Origin of the sequence: Streptomyces sp. NPDC014801 (assembly GCF_043082085.1) — a bacterium.
Taxonomy (GTDB): Bacteria; Actinomycetota; Actinomycetes; order Streptomycetales; family Streptomycetaceae; genus Streptomyces.
Window position 1 is genome coordinate 86,389 of sequence record NZ_JBIBXG010000012.1, and the last position, 13,681, is coordinate 100,069.

The 13,681-nt window shown below is 72.2% G+C and carries 15 protein-coding genes and 1 riboswitch; of the genes, 3 read left to right on the top strand and 12 right to left on the bottom strand.

All coding sequences use genetic code 11. The features are described from left to right. Positions 1-71: 71 nt before the first annotated feature. Together ACF1AL_RS28185 and ACF1AL_RS28190 are read left to right on the top strand one after the other, a co-directional pair. Positions 72-344 (top strand): type II toxin-antitoxin system Phd/YefM family antitoxin, encoded by a 273-nt coding sequence (locus ACF1AL_RS28185; protein WP_391827989.1) that lies wholly within the window; start codon positions 72-74, stop codon positions 342-344. Beyond that, positions 341-610: a type II toxin-antitoxin system RelE/ParE family toxin gene (locus ACF1AL_RS28190; RefSeq protein WP_391821147.1), complete on the top strand. Its 270-nt coding sequence runs from the start codon at positions 341-343 to the stop codon at positions 608-610. Before ACF1AL_RS28185 ends, ACF1AL_RS28190 begins: the two co-directional genes overlap by 4 nt. Before the next feature lie 39 nt (positions 611-649). Here ACF1AL_RS28190 and ACF1AL_RS28195 read toward each other — a convergent pair whose 3' ends face one another. The 6 genes from ACF1AL_RS28195 to ACF1AL_RS28220 form a co-directional block, all read right to left on the bottom strand. Continuing rightward, on the bottom strand, positions 650-1,603 hold the full coding sequence (locus ACF1AL_RS28195; protein ID WP_384212782.1) for an exopolyphosphatase: 954 nt from the start codon (positions 1,601-1,603) through the stop codon (positions 650-652). After that, positions 1,600-2,136, bottom strand: a complete 537-nt coding sequence (locus tag ACF1AL_RS28200; protein WP_366835689.1) for a DUF501 domain-containing protein — start codon at positions 2,134-2,136, stop codon at positions 1,600-1,602. Before ACF1AL_RS28200 ends, ACF1AL_RS28195 begins: the two co-directional genes overlap by 4 nt. 22 nt (positions 2,137-2,158) lie before the next feature. Beyond that, positions 2,159-2,635, bottom strand: a complete 477-nt coding sequence (locus ACF1AL_RS28205; RefSeq protein WP_366835688.1) for a septum formation initiator family protein — start codon at positions 2,633-2,635, stop codon at positions 2,159-2,161. A 115-nt stretch (positions 2,636-2,750) separates the two neighbouring features. Continuing rightward, a complete protein-coding gene (gene eno, locus ACF1AL_RS28210) occupies positions 2,751-4,040 on the bottom strand; it encodes a phosphopyruvate hydratase (protein WP_366835687.1) in 1,290 nt (429 codons plus the stop codon). Between the two features lie 282 nt (positions 4,041-4,322). Further along, complete coding sequence (locus ACF1AL_RS28215) at positions 4,323-5,018, bottom strand: transglycosylase family protein (RefSeq protein WP_384212777.1); 696 nt, start codon at positions 5,016-5,018, stop codon at positions 4,323-4,325. A 4-nt stretch (positions 5,019-5,022) separates the two neighbouring features. Then, positions 5,023-5,191: riboswitch (cyclic di-AMP (ydaO/yuaA leader) on the bottom strand. 178 nt (positions 5,192-5,369) lie between these two features. After that, positions 5,370-6,416, bottom strand: a complete 1,047-nt coding sequence (locus ACF1AL_RS28220; RefSeq protein WP_391827990.1) for a transglycosylase family protein — start codon at positions 6,414-6,416, stop codon at positions 5,370-5,372. Between the two features lie 235 nt (positions 6,417-6,651). Here ACF1AL_RS28220 and ACF1AL_RS28225 point away from each other — a divergent pair, with 235 nt between their 5' ends. Then, the gene (locus tag ACF1AL_RS28225; protein WP_391827991.1) at positions 6,652-7,335 is read left to right on the top strand and encodes a DUF899 family protein; all 684 of its coding nucleotides are present in this window, start codon (positions 6,652-6,654) and stop codon (positions 7,333-7,335) included. Here the strand turns inward: ACF1AL_RS28225 and ACF1AL_RS28230 are convergent. The 6 genes from ACF1AL_RS28230 to ACF1AL_RS28255 all read right to left on the bottom strand — a co-directional run bounded on the left by ACF1AL_RS28230 (position 7,329) and on the right by ACF1AL_RS28255 (position 13,602). Continuing rightward, complete coding sequence (locus tag ACF1AL_RS28230; RefSeq protein WP_391821150.1) at positions 7,329-8,606, bottom strand: cytochrome P450; 1,278 nt, start codon at positions 8,604-8,606, stop codon at positions 7,329-7,331. The two genes, ACF1AL_RS28225 and ACF1AL_RS28230, sit on opposite strands and share 7 nt — an antisense overlap. Beyond that, positions 8,603-9,634: a nucleoside triphosphate pyrophosphohydrolase gene (locus ACF1AL_RS28235; RefSeq protein WP_391821151.1), complete on the bottom strand. Its 1,032-nt coding sequence runs from the start codon at positions 9,632-9,634 to the stop codon at positions 8,603-8,605. Before ACF1AL_RS28235 ends, ACF1AL_RS28230 begins: the two co-directional genes overlap by 4 nt. Before the next feature lie 66 nt (positions 9,635-9,700). Continuing rightward, positions 9,701-10,345, bottom strand: a complete 645-nt coding sequence (locus ACF1AL_RS28240; RefSeq protein ID WP_366835681.1) for a SurA N-terminal domain-containing protein — start codon at positions 10,343-10,345, stop codon at positions 9,701-9,703. Between the two features lie 154 nt (positions 10,346-10,499). Further along, the gene (locus tag ACF1AL_RS28245) at positions 10,500-11,330 is read right to left on the bottom strand and encodes a glycoside hydrolase domain-containing protein (RefSeq protein WP_366835680.1); all 831 of its coding nucleotides are present in this window, start codon (positions 11,328-11,330) and stop codon (positions 10,500-10,502) included. Between the two features lie 125 nt (positions 11,331-11,455). Then, entirely contained in the window at positions 11,456-12,964 is a 1,509-nt protein-coding gene (locus tag ACF1AL_RS28250) for a protein kinase (protein ID WP_391821217.1), read from the bottom strand. Between the two features lie 17 nt (positions 12,965-12,981). Further along, complete coding sequence (locus ACF1AL_RS28255; RefSeq protein WP_391821152.1) at positions 12,982-13,602, bottom strand: hypothetical protein; 621 nt, start codon at positions 13,600-13,602, stop codon at positions 12,982-12,984. Positions 13,603-13,681: the final 79 nt, after the last annotated feature.

Consider the following 13,681-nt stretch of genomic DNA (forward strand, 5'->3'; position numbering starts at 1 on the left):
CGTCGAGCATCGCTCACGAACGCGACTCTCCGACCCGACCACGTGTACACGCGAATGCGTACACTGATCTCATGACTGAGAACATCGTGACCGTACGGGAAGCCCGCGCGCACCTCGCCGACCACATCAACCGGGCCGAGGAAGGCGTTCCGACCGTCATCACGCGCAACGGCGCTCCGGTGGCGGCCGTGGTTCCGATCGCGGACTTCGAAGCGCTGGAGGAAGCGGCCGACGTGATGCTGGCGCGCGAGGCCGAAGCGGTTCTGGCCGAGGGCGGTCCCACCGTGACGATGGCGGAACTTCTGGCGGATCTGTTCACCGAGCACGACGGCGAAGCGGCGTGAAGTACGCCTTCCGGTTCACCACGGCAGCGCAGCGGCAGCTTCGGGCCATCAGCCGGCCCGAAGCCATGCGCATCCTGACCGCACTGACCGCGCTCGGCGACGACCCGTACCGCGAGGACGCTGACGTCAAGAAGCTCACCGGCCCGTCGGGGCTCTACCGGCTCCGGGTCGGAAGCTACCGGGTCGCCTACCAGATCAACGATGGTGAACTCGTCATCCTGGTCGTCAAGGTGGGCGACCGGCGGGACGTCTACCACAACCTGTAGGCGGTCGGGCCGAACACCGAGCGATCCCGTCGGGGTGGCCTACGACGGCGTCTCGGCAGCGTAATAGGCGATGCCGTCCAAAATGTCGTGTTCGCTCACCACGACCTCCTCCGCGCCGATCCGGTCCATGATCGACAGCAGGACGAGGGAGCCGGCGGCGATCACGTCGACCCGGCCGGGGTGCATGGACGGCACGGCCGCGCGCTCGGCGTGGGTGGAGTGCAGCAGCCACTCGGTGATCTCACGGACCTTCTCCCGGGAGATCCGGGAGTGGTGGATGCGCGCCGAGTCGTACTCGGGCAGCTCCTGCGCGATCGCCGACACCGTCGTCACCGAACCCGCGAGCCCGACCAGGGTGCGCGCCTCGCGCAGCGGCACGGTCTGCTCGGCCAGGTCCAGGGCGGCCTCGATGTCGGCCCGCATCGCCGCGATCTGCTCCTCGGTGGGCGGGTCGGTGACCGCGCCGCCCGACACCAGGTGCCGCTCGGTCATCCGCACGCAGCCGACGTCCACCGAGCGGGCCGCGCGCACGTGCTCCTCGCCGACCACGAACTCCGTGGAGCCGCCGCCGATGTCCACCACCAGGAACGGCCGCGGCAGGTGCTCGTGCCCGGACAGCTCCCTGGTCGCCCCGGTGAAGGAGAACTCCGCCTCCTGGTCACCGCTGATGACCTCCGGCTCCACGCCGAGGATGTCCTTCACCCCGCGCACGAACTCGTCCCGGTTCTCCGCGTCCCGGGAGGCGGAGGTGGCGACGAAACGCAGCCGTTCGGCGCCGTGCTCCTTGATGACCTCGGCGTACTCCCGGCAGGCGGCGAAGGTCCGCTCAAGCGCCTCCGGGGCGAGCCGGCCGGTGCGGTCGACGCCCTGCCCGAGCCGCACGATCGTCATACGGCGGTCGAGGTCGACGAGTTCGCCCGTCGCCGGGTCGCAGTCGGCGACCAGCAGGCGGATGGAGTTCGTACCGCAGTCGATGGCGGCGACCCGGGTCACTGGGCACTCTCCTCGGTCTCGGCCGGCGTCACGCACGGACCCTTGCGCCACCACTGCGGCAGCATCGCGATCGCCTCGTCGCCGAGCGGGTTGACGCCCGGCCCGGCGGCCAGGGAGTGGGCGACCAGCACGTGCAGGCACTTCACCCGGTCCGGCATGCCGCCGGCGCTCGGGAAGCCGGTCAGCTCCTCGATCTCGTCGCGGCGCCGGATGTAGTCCTCGTGCGCGGCCCGGTAGGCGGCGGCCAGCTCCGGGTCGGTCTGCAGCCGCTCGGTCATCTCCTTCATCACGCCCTCGGCCTCCAGCGTGCCGATGGCGGAGTTCGCACGCGGGCAGGTCAGGTAGTACAGCGTGGGGAAGGGCGTGCCGTCCGGCAGCCGGGGCGCCGTCTCGACGACGTCCGGCTGACCGCACGGGCACCGGTGGGCGATGGCGCGCAGCCCGCGCGGCGGCCGCCCGAGCTGCTGCCTGAAGGCCTCGACGTCCGCGTCGGTGGGCTCGGTGCGCGGGGTGGTCGGTGGGGGCGTTTCCACTACGAAGTTCTCTCTTGTCGAATCACTGGTCGGCGGCGTCGGCCTTGTCGACCCCGTCCCAGACGTTGGAGTACCAGGGGCGGTCCGCCGAGCCGGAGTCGGTGTGCGCCTGCCTGGCCGCGTCCGGGTCGACCACGACGTAACCGGTCTCGCCCGGCAGCACGTAGTGCAGCCGCTTGCGGATCTGCTGCTCGGCGTAGGCGTCGTCCTGCCAGCGCGCCTTGAGGTCGCGCAGCTGTTCGACGCGCTGCTGGGCCTGCTGCTTCTGCCGCTGCAGGTCGGCGATCTCGGCGCGCTGCGAGACGTACTGCCGCATCGGGTAGGCGAGCGCCACGATCAGGGAGCACACCACCAGCGCCAGCAGGGCAGCCCGGCCGGTGAGCCGGGAGCGGCGGGCCTGCCGCTTGGTCTGGGACCGGTAGACACGGGCGGCCGTCTGCTCGCCGAGCAGGCGGATCCTGGTCGCGGTGGAGAAACGGTCCCGGTCCTTCACGGCCATGCCGGCCTCCCCTTTCACACGCGCGTACGTCCCCGGACACGGTACGGGACCGAGTACGGGGACGTACGTGCGACTGGCTCAGGGTTTGCCCGGGATGGGTCAGCCCTTGCTGTGCCTACTGGTTCGCGGAGCGAAACCGCGGGAAGGCCGAGCGGCCGGCGTACACCGCGGCGTCGTCGAGGATCTCCTCGATGCGCAGCAGCTGGTTGTACTTGGCGACGCGCTCGGAGCGGGCCGGGGCACCGGTCTTGATCTGGCCGCAGTTGGTGGCGACGGCCAGGTCGGCGATGGTGACGTCCTCGGTCTCGCCGGAGCGGTGGGACATCATGCACTTGTAGCCGTTGCGCTGGGCCAGCTCGACGGCGTCCAGAGTCTCGGTGAGCGAGCCGATCTGGTTGACCTTGACCAGCAGCGCGTTGGCGGCGCCCTCGTCGATGCCGCGCTGGAGGCGCTCGGGGTTGGTGACGAACAGGTCGTCGCCGACGAGCTGGACCTTGTCACCGAGCTTGGCGGTGATGGTCTTCCAGCCCTCCCAGTCGTCCTCGAACAGCGGGTCCTCGATGGAGACCAGCGGGTACGCCTCGACCAGCTCGGCGTAGTACTCGGTCATCTCCTCGGCGGAGCGGTTCTTGCCCTCGAAGACGTAGGAGCCGTCCTTGTAGAACTCGGACGCGGCCACGTCCAGGGCGAGCGCGATCTGCTCGCCGGGGGTGTAGCCGGCCTCCTTGATGGCCTCGAGGATGAGGTCGAGGGCCTCGCGGTTGGAGCCGAGGTTCGGGGCGAAGCCGCCCTCGTCGCCGAGGCCGGTGGACAGGCCCTTGGACTTCAGGACCTTCTTCAGGGTGTGGTAGACCTCGGCACCCCAGCGCAGGGCCTCGGAGAAGGACTCCGCGCCGATCGGGGCGATCATGAACTCCTGGATGTCCACGTTGGAGTCGGCGTGCGAGCCGCCGTTCAGGATGTTCATCATCGGCACCGGCAGCAGGTGCGCGTTCGGGCCGCCCAGGTAGCGGAACAGCGGCAGGTCGCTGGCCTCGGAGGCGGCGTGCGCGACGGCGAGCGAGACGCCGAGGATGGCGTTGGCGCCGAGGGAGCCCTTGTTGTCGGTGGCGTCCAGGTCGAACATGGCCTGGTCGATCAGGCGCTGCTCGGTGGCGTCGTAGCCGACCAGCTCCGGGCCGATCTGCTCGATGACCGCGAGGACGGCCTTCTCGACACCCTTGCCCTGGTACCGGTTGGAGTCGCCGTCGCGGAGCTCGATGGCCTCGAAGGCGCCCGTCGAGGCGCCGGACGGGACGGCGGCACGGCCGGTGCTGCCGTCGTCGAGGCCGACCTCGACCTCGACCGTGGGGTTGCCTCGGGAGTCCAGGATTTCCCGGGCTACGACGACGTCGATGGACGGCACGAGCATCTCCTTCGTGGATGTGACGCTGAAAGTGCGGGGCTGGTGAGCCTTGCGACTAGAGCCTAACCGCCCCGGGGCCATCGGCCAGCCGACCGCCCGGCCCGTGGACAGACAGACCGTACCTATTGTTCACCGTCGGAACAAAGGGGGGTGGGCTTTCTTCTGAACTCCACAAGACAAAGCCCCGCCCCGGTGCGTACGGGGGAAGACGCACCGGGGCGGGGAGCCCGTGGGGACGGGGAGCGGCCCTTGGACTGCGGGCTGCGGGCTGCGGGCTGCGGCTTACTTCAGGTGCAGCTGCTGGCCGGGGAAGATGAGGTTGGCGTCCTCGACGATGTCCTTGTTCAGGTCGAACAGCTTCTTCCAGCCACCCTGCACGTGGTGCTTCGTGGCGATGGAGCTGAGGGTGTCGCCGGTGACGACCTTGTACTCGCCGTCGCCCTTCTTGACCTTCTTGCCGGTCGGGGTGGTGACGGTCTTGGTGGACTTCTGGGTCTTGGCGGCCGGGCGCTCGGCGGAGCGGGAGGCGCTCTGCTGCTCCGTGGAGCGGGTGGTCGTGCTGCTCTGGCCGCTGCTCTGCGAGGTGCTGCCGCCACCGCTGTACGGGGTGCTCGACAGGCCCTTGCCGCAGACCGGCCAGGCGCCCTTGCCCTGCGAGGCGAGGACCTTCTCGGCGACGGCTATCTGCTGCGCCTTGGAGGCCTGGTTGGCCTGCGGGGCGTAGGCGGTGCCGCCGTACGCGGCCCAGGTGGAGGCGGAGAACTGCAGGCCGCCGTAGTAGCCGTTGCCGGTGTTGATGGACCAGTTGCCGCCGGACTCGCACTGGGCGACCGCGTCCCACTCGGAGGCGGTGGCGGCGGAGGCGTTGCCGGCCGCCATCAGCGGGGCGGCGACGGCGGCGCCGGTGACACCGGCGAGCGCGATGACGCGGGTGGTCTTGGACGGACGACGGTGCTTGCCCTTGCCGGAAAACAGCATGGATGGATCCCCTCACCGACGCCTGCGAGGTGAGCTGTCGGGTTCGGGCCGGTTGAGTTGCCCGGCCACCCCTCCCCTGGGAGGCGTGGCTTCACCCCTAGCCGCTCCGGCTCAACTGCCGGGCGCGGCGCTTACCTTGGGTCCCCCGCTCCTGCCTGCGGCGCGTGACGCGACGACTGTTCCCGTGCGGCCGCTGGCAGGATTCGGCGTTGCGGCCGGCCGGGGCTCGCGGTGGCGAGCGGTCACGACCGTAGACACGCGTTCGGCCGAATTTCAAAGACGATCACGGCTTCTGAGACTCATCCCACACTTTCACCAAACCGGACATTCGCCTCTAAAACCGGGCGTCAACTACCGCTGCATTTCGCCCGTTTCGCCCCCGAAGGTCAGTGTCTGACCGGGGACGATGTGGCTCGGGTCGGCGCCGATGGCCTCCCGGTTCTGCGCGTACAGCGCGCGCCACCCACCCTCGACGTCAAGGGAGTCGGCGATGGAGGTGAGGCTGTCGCCGTCGCGCACGGTGTAGCGCGAGGCGTGCTTGCCGGCCGTGGGCGCCGCGCTCGCCTCGGCCGCGTCCTCCTGGGCGCTGACGCCGCGATGACGACCGCCACCGCCGAGCGCACCGGTGTCGACGAGCCCCGAAGAGCCGACGATCTGGCGCAGGTTGTCCGGATCGTCGTCGTTTGCGGCACCCGTGGAGGCGCTGCCGGACGGCTGGGCCGCTCCGGTGCCGGAGCCGGCGGGCGTACCCGCCTCGGCCGTGCCGCCCGCGGTGGGGGCGGAGGACGACGGGGTGTCAGACGGCGTTCCGGAGGCGCCCGTGGAGGGCTGGGTGGACGGCGTGCCGGACGACGTTCCGGAGGAGTCGGACAAGCCGGGCGAGTCCACCGAACCGGAGGTACCGGAGGATCCGGAGGAACCGGTGGAACCGGTCGAGGAGGAGGAGCCGGTCGAACCGGACGAGGCCGAGCCGCCGCCCGTCGTGTCGCCGGGCACGCCCGTGTCGACGTCCGCCGAGGAGGAGTCCTCCCCGAGGCCCGAACTGATGCCGCACAGCGTCCAGTGGCCGGCGCCCTCGGCCGCGAGGACCTTCTCGGCCACGGCTATCTGCTGCGAGCGGCTGGCGAGGTCCGGCCGGGCGGCGTACTCCAGGCCGCCGTGGCTCTCCCAGTCGTCCTGCGACAGGTGCAGACCGCCGAAGAGGCCGATGCCGGGGTTGTCGCTCCAGCGCCCGCCGCTCTCGCACTCGGCCACCTTGTCCCAGGTGGCGCCGTCGGCCGCGTGGGCGCTGGCCGCGCCGAGCAGCGGGATGGCGATGGCGGAGCCGGTCACTCCGGCCGCGACGAGGAGTGCCGGAGCCTGACGGGGGCGACGGTGACGACCGTTCCCGGAGAGCATGCGGGGACCTTTCGCGAGACAGCAGTGACCGGCGCGACGCCCGAGGTACCGGCGTCGCGCTGACGAGTGAACGTATCGGCAGACGATCGTCAGTCACAAGTTCATGCCGCGCAGATCACGTGAAGATCACAGAGTTGAAGGCGTGTCACGTTTGTGGTGACGGACCGTCACAAGCACCATGGGCTCTGCACGACCGGTGGGGGTGACCTGGGGGCTTTCCGGCCAGGAGGACACGTTGTACCGGCACACCCGACTGCCCGGCGCGTCCGCCGGCTACCTCGCCGCCCGTGAGGAACTCCGGCTCGCCGAGATCGAGCTGATGCGCCACCGCGAGAGGGTCGCGGCGCAGCGCCGGGCCCTGCCCGCGGGGCCCGCGGTGGAGGACTACGTCTTCCTGGAGGGACCCGCCGACCTCGCCGCCGGCGACGAACCCGTCCGCGAGGTCCGGCTGAGCGAGCTGTTCACCGCGCCGGACCGGGCGCTCGTCGTCTACCACTTCATGTACGGCAAGCGGCAGACCAGCCCCTGCCCCATGTGCACGCTGTGGATCGACGGCTTCGACGGCGTCGCCCGCCACCTCGCACAGAACGCCGACTTCGTCGTCGTCGCGGCCGCCGGCCCGGCCGCCCTGCGCCGGCACGCCCGCGACCGGGGCTGGTCCCGGCTGCGGCTGCTCAGCTGCGGGGACAGCACCTTCCAGTACGACCTCGGCGCCGAGGACGAGGACGGGGCGCAGGACTCCACCGTGTCCGTCTTCACCCGGGACGGCGACGGCACGGTCCGTCACTTCTACTCCGCGCACCCGCGGATGGGCGAGGACATCCAGCAGCGCGGCATCGACCTGCTCAACCCGGTCTGGCACCTGCTCGACCTCACCCCCCGCGGGCGCGGCGACTGGTACGCGGGCCTCGACTACTGAGCGCGCGCCGGGGTGAACTCCACCGGCAGCGTGCGCAGGCCCCGCATGATGAGCCCGCCGCGCCAGCGCAGGTCCGCCGGGTCGGCCGCGAGCCGCAGGTCGGGCAGCCGGGTGAGCAGCGTGGCGAGCGCGGCCTGGCCCTCCAGGCGGGCCAGCGGGGCGCCCAGGCAGTAGTGGATGCCGTGCCCGTAGCCGAGGTGCTGGTTGTCGCGGCGGGCCAGGTCCAGCACGTCCGGGTCGGGGAAGCGGGCGGGGTCGCGGTCGGCGGCGGCCAGCACCACCAGGACGGGGTCGCCGGGCGCGATGTCCTGGCCCCCGATGCGCAGCGGTTCGGTGGCGAAGCGCCAGGTCGCCAGCTCCACCGGGCCGTCGAAGCGCAGCAGTTCCTCCACCCCGCTCTCCAGCAGCGCGCGCTCGCCGCGGGCCAGGGACTCCTGCAGCAGCTGCCGCTGCCCGGGGTGGGTGAGCAGGGCGTAGGTGCCGTTGCCGATGAGGTTGACGGTGGTCTCGAAGCCGGCGAAGAGAAGGATGAACGCCATCGCGGCGGCCTCGTTCTCGGTGAGGTGCTCGCCGTGGTCGGAGGCGCGGATCAGACCGGAGATGAGGTCCTCGCCGGGCGCCGGCTCGGCGGGCAGCGCCTCGCGCTTCTTGTGGATCAGCTCGGCGAGGTAGCCGCGCATCTTCTTCACCGACCGGGCGACCCCGCCCCGCGGCCCTCCGCCGTGCCGGATCATCATCCCGGCCCAGTCCCGGAAGTCGTCCTGGTCCTCACGGGGGACGCCGAGCAGGTCGCAGATGGCGTAGATGGGCAGCGGGAAGGCGAACTCGTGGATGAGGTCGGCCGTGCCGCGCCCGGCGAAGCCGTCGATGAGGTGGTCGGTCAGCTCCTGCACGCGCGGCGCGAACTCCGCGACCCGGCGCGGGGTGAACGCCTTGCTGACCAGCCGCCGCAGCCGGGTGTGGTCCGGCGGGTCGATGTTCAGCAGATGCGTCATCAGCTCGGCCTTGCGCTCCCCGGGGATGCCCGTCTTGCCCTTGGCGTGCGCCGGCTCGTCGTGGTGCGCCGGGTTCTTGCTCAGGCGCTGGTCGGCGAGGGCCTGCCGGGCGTCGGCGTACCGGGTGACCAGCCAGGCCTCCACCCCGCTGGGCAGCCGGGTGCGGCGCACGGCCTCGTGCGCGCGCAGCCAGGCGTACGCGGGGTAGGGGTCGGCGGCGAACTCCCAGGTGAAGAGCTCGGGGGCGGGGTCGTCGGGGCGGAGCTGCTCGGTCACTCCCCGACCGTATCCGGATCCGGGTGGGCCTCCGCGTCCCGGTGGGCGTCGGTGGCGGGCGCGGCGCCGGGGGCGACGCCCTCGGCCTCGCGGATCGCGTCCCGGTAGGCGCGGGCCGCCGCGCGCAGGGCGGTCTCCGGGTCGACGCCCTCCGCCTCGGCGCCGGCGGCGAGCGCCAGCAGCCGGTAGCCGATGCCCTCGCCCTCGGGCAGCGCCACGTCCAGGCCGGCGGTGCGGGCGCGGGAGGCGAGCTTGGCGGCGAGGGAGAGCGCGGGCTGGTGCAGCGGGACGCCCTCGGTGACGGAGGCCCGCCGCTTCTCCTGCGCCTTGGTGCGCAGCCAGTGCTCCTTGACCTCCTCGGGGGTCGTGGCGGTGGCGTCCCCGAAGACGTGCGGGTGGCGGTGGACGAGCTTGGCGACGATGGTGCCGGCCACGTCGTCGATGGAGAAGGGCTCCTCGGCGTCCTCCTGCGCGATCCGGGCGTGGAAGACGACCTGGAGGAGCACGTCGCCCAGTTCCTCGCGCAGTTCGTCGCGGTCGCCGTCCTCGATCGCCTCGACCAGCTCGTACGCCTCCTCCATGGCGTACTTCGCCAGGCCCTCGTGGGTCTGCCGGGAGGACCACGGGCAGTCGGTCCGGATCCGGTCCATGACCTGCACGAGGTCCAGCAGGCGGGCGCCGGGCAGGTCGTAGGAGGCGGGCAGCAGCTCCAGCTCCGGCATGGTGACCCGGCCGGAGCCGGCGAGCCGCGCGAGGCCGTCGGTCAGCGCGGGCTCGCCCTCGCCGGCCGCCACGACCACGACGGTGCGGCCGCCCTCGCAGGCGGCGAGGAGGTCGTCTGCGGTCACGGCCGTCACCTCGACGTCGACGCCGGCCTCGCGGAGGTAGGGGAGCTGGGGGTGGGTGCCGTCGGCGCACACGACGCGGTCGGCCGTCCGCAGGGCCTGCCAGGCGGGCCAGGACAGCAGGCCGGGGGCGACGCGGTGGCTGGTGGTGAGCAGGACGACACGGCCGGGGTATGCGTTCACGTCACGAACGTACCGCCCACCGGCACGCGGGGTGACTCCGGGCGGCCGGGGGCGGTTCTGCGTGCCTTACGCCGGCTGCTGGGAGGCCGCCGTCACCTCGCGCACCCACGGGGTCTTCGCGTCCACCAGGCCGACCTTCTGCGCGTCCCATGTGCCGTAGCGCGGGTTGAGGTCGACGCCGAGCTCGTCGGAGGCCTTGGACAGGGCCTTCCAGAAGGCGGGCTGGTCGGTCGTCGTGCCGAGCTTGGCGGCGAGCTTCTGCGCCTCCACCTGCAGCCGCAGATTGTCGTCGACGCGCTGCGGCGGGATGCCGTACTGGCGCAGCCAGGTCGCGTCCAGGGCCTTGGCGCCGCCGACCTGCTGCTCCACGTTGGCGCGCAGCTGCTGCACGTCGCGGCGGGTGACGGTGACGCCCGCGTCCTGCGCGGCGCGGTGCAGCACCTGGTCCAGGACCATGCTGTGCAGGGTCTGCCGGGTGAGGGTGCCGGTGCCGGAGACCACGCGCGCGTAGTTCGCGTCGTCGCCCGCCGCCGCGCGCTGCGCGTCCCGGACCTCGTTCACCCGGCTCTCCAGCGTCGACACGCTGATCTTCTGGCCGCCGACGACGGCTGCCGCGCCCGGATGCGTCTCGCTTCCGCAGGCGGTGAGCAGGGGGGCCGCCGCGACGATCGCGGCGGACAGCAGGAGCGCGGTGCGACGACGGCGGTGCAAGGAAGCCTCCCGAGGAGATTGTGCGACGGTGCACAAGGTCTTGCGGTGATCGATGGTAGGCAGTGGGGCGGCCGGGGCCAACCCATTCGACCAACGATTCACCGCCACTTACGGCACCGCCGCGCGCTCCCGGGGCGGGACACCCCCGTGGGGGTCAGCCGACGATGGCGACCGGGGCGTCCCAGGCGTCGCGGTCCACGGTGAGCGTGTAGCCGCGGCGGGTCTCCTTGCTGTTGACCTGGTACTGGTGGCCGCGGCTGTGGTTGGTGAACTGGCCGGCGCCCCACGGCCAGTCCGCGGTGGTGGTCTCCTTCTTGTCCCACAGCGCGTACCAGAGGTTGCCCGGCAGGTCCGTCTTGTTCGTGGCGGTGGCGATCGCCTTGGCGCTGGAGCTGCTGAAGCCGTAGAAGCCGGCGCGGTACGTCTTGGCGCGCAGCCCCTTGGTGAAGGAGCGCACGTACGTCAGCACGGCGTCGTTGCACGCCTTGTCCGTGATCGTGTACGGCTCCATGTCGAGGTAGATCGCGCTGCCGGCCTTCATGCCGAGCGCGGCCGCCTTGGCCACCGCGTCCTTGGCGTCGCTCGCGCCGAGGGAGGCGGCCGTGGCGGCGGTCAGCCGCTCGGGGTTGCGGCTGGTCTGGCAGGGCGGCTGGGCGCCGACGTAGAGCGGGATGAGCTTCCAGCCCTGGGCGTTGACCGACTTCACCCAGGAGGCGGTGAGGTTGGGCTGGTTGCAGCCGCGGTTCTTGCCGCCGATGTAGACGGCGGCGCCCCCGTAGTAGCCGTCGGCGCGCCAGGCCTTCATCGCGCTGAGCGAGGGCGCGGTGCAGGTGTCGAAGGCGCGGCCGGTGAAGGTCTTCTGCGCGGGCCAGGCCGTCGCGGCCATCGAGGTCTGTGCGGCGATGCCACCGCCCGCGACGACGGCGGCGCCGGCGACCGCCCAGGTGATGTATCTGCGCTTCTTGGACTGACGATGACCGGCCACGCCGACCCCACCCCTTTGATTTACAGGACAACCAAAAGCGGCTCGTACGGTAGCGGGAGCCGCACCGGGCTTTCGGAAACCCGGACCCTCGGGCGCGACAAAGATCGCCCAAGGCAGAGCAAAGGTTATCCGCGCACCTGTCCGAGCCACTGCAGGGTCCGGCGGACGTCCATGGCGAGCGGGTGGCCGGGGCCGTGCAGCCGCTCCACGTCGTGCAGCAGGCGCATCAGCGTGTCGTGGGCGGCGGGCCGGTCGCCGAGGGCGAGCAGCAGATGGCCGATCCGGCGGCGCAGTTCGTGGGCGAGCGCGGGATCGCCGGCGACGTACTGGTTCTCGTAGTACGGCAGCAGGGCCCGGTACTCGGCGAGCGCCGCCGCCGGTTCGCCGAGCTGTTCCAGGCACTGGGCGGCGTCGTAGCGGAACCGCAGGGACTGCGCGTCGGACGGGCCCGACTCGGCGGCGCGTTCGTCGGCCAGGCGGCGCAGCTCGGGCAGCGCGCGCCGGTACTGGCCGTCGTCCATGAGCGTGGCCGCGTACTGCTTGCGCAGGGTGCGCACGACCGGCGAGTGCTCGCCGTGCTCCTCGGCGGCGACCGGCAGGATCGCGCCGAGGATGTCGACGGCCTGCGTGATGCGGCCCTGCCCGAGCAGGCGCTTGACCTCGTCGACGGCCGCGGCCACGTCGGGCTTGCCGGCGGCGGGCGTCGCCGTGGGCGCCGGCTGCGGTGCGGGGATGCGGGCGCGGTCCGGCCAGGGGGCGTGCGGGCGCAGGAAGGGGCGCGTGGGGTCGAGCGGCGCACCGGTGGGCATCCCGCGCGCCGGCAGCAGCGGCGCCAGCTGCTCGTACACCTCCTGCGCGGACGCGGGCCGGTGCTGCGGGTCCTTGGCCAGCAGCCGCAGCACCAGCGACTCCAGCTCCTGCGGCACCTCGGGGCGCAGGCGGCGCACCGGCAGCGGCGGCTCGTACAGGTGCCGGTGCAGCACACCGAGGGCGGTGGAACCGGAGAACGGCACGTTCCCGCTGAGCAGTTCGTGCAGCAGCACACCCAGCGCGTACAGGTCGGTGTACGGGCCGACCGCGCCGCCCATCGCCTGCTCCGGGGCCATGTAGGCGGGCGAGCCGATGGGCGAGCCGGTGTGCGTCAGCCGCGTGGTGTCGGTGTCCATCACGGACGCCACGCCCAGGTCGAGCACGGTGACCGTGCCGTCCTGCTTCACCATCACATTGCGCGGCTTGAGGTCGCGGTGGACGATCGGCACCGCGTGCACGGCGCTGAGCACCGCGCACAGCTGCGCCGCCACCGCGACCGCCCACGGCCACGGGTACGGGTCGTGCTCGGCGAGGTGGTCGGACAGGTCGGCGCCGTCGACGTACTGCATGACGAGGAACAGCTCCTCGCCCTCGCTGCCCGCGTCGTGCACCGTGACCAGGCCCGGATGGTCGACCTGCGCGGTCACCCGGCACTCGCGCACGAAACGGCGGCGCAGCTCGTCCGCCTCCTGCCCGGCCACCTTGTCCGGGCGCAGCAGCTTCACCGCCACCCGCCGGTCGAGCCGGCGGTCGTAGGCCGTCCACACCTGACCCATGCCGCCCTGGCCGAGCAGCGTGGCCAGTTCGTACCGGCCGGCGACCATGCGGCCCGCCGCCACGCTCACCTTCCGCCCTCGCCGTGGCCGTCACGGCGGCGCAGGTAGTCGCTGAGCTCGTCGAGTTCGGCGCGCACCTCGTCGATCCGGGCCGGGGCGGGGCGCTGCGGGGGCGGCGGCACGGGGGTGGCGGGCACCGACGGCTGCACGAGCGGGGGCTGCGGAACGGCGGGCTGCGGCACGGCGGGCTGCGGCACGGTGCCGGGCGTCATGTACGGCGCCGGCTGCGGGTAGCCGTACGGGCCGTGCACGGTCGTGGCGCCCGGGTGCGCGTACCCCGTGGGGTAGGGCCGGAAGTGGCGGATGTCGGCGTACAGGTAGTAGCCGACGCAGGCCGCCATGTTCAGCAGCAGGATGATCATGCCCGCGTTGCCCTTGGGCGTGCTGAAGTCGTCGGTGTGGTCGGTGGCGAGCAGCGAGAAGCTGAGCGCGAGGACGCCCAGCGAGGCCGCGAAGATCCACCAGTCGCCGCGCCTGCGGGTCACGATCGCCGTGCGCAGCGGCGCCGCCCACGCCAGGAAGCCGATGCTGCCGACGGCCACCGCGACGAAGAGCACGCGCAGCAGGACCAGCACCCCGGTCGAGGGTCGAGGGGGCGGAGGCGCGGCGTAGCCGGGGCCCTGCATGGCTGCTCCTGAAGGCCTGGTGGGGAAGAACGTGGTACGGGTTCCGAGCGTATAGGCCGACACGGACGACACGTCACGG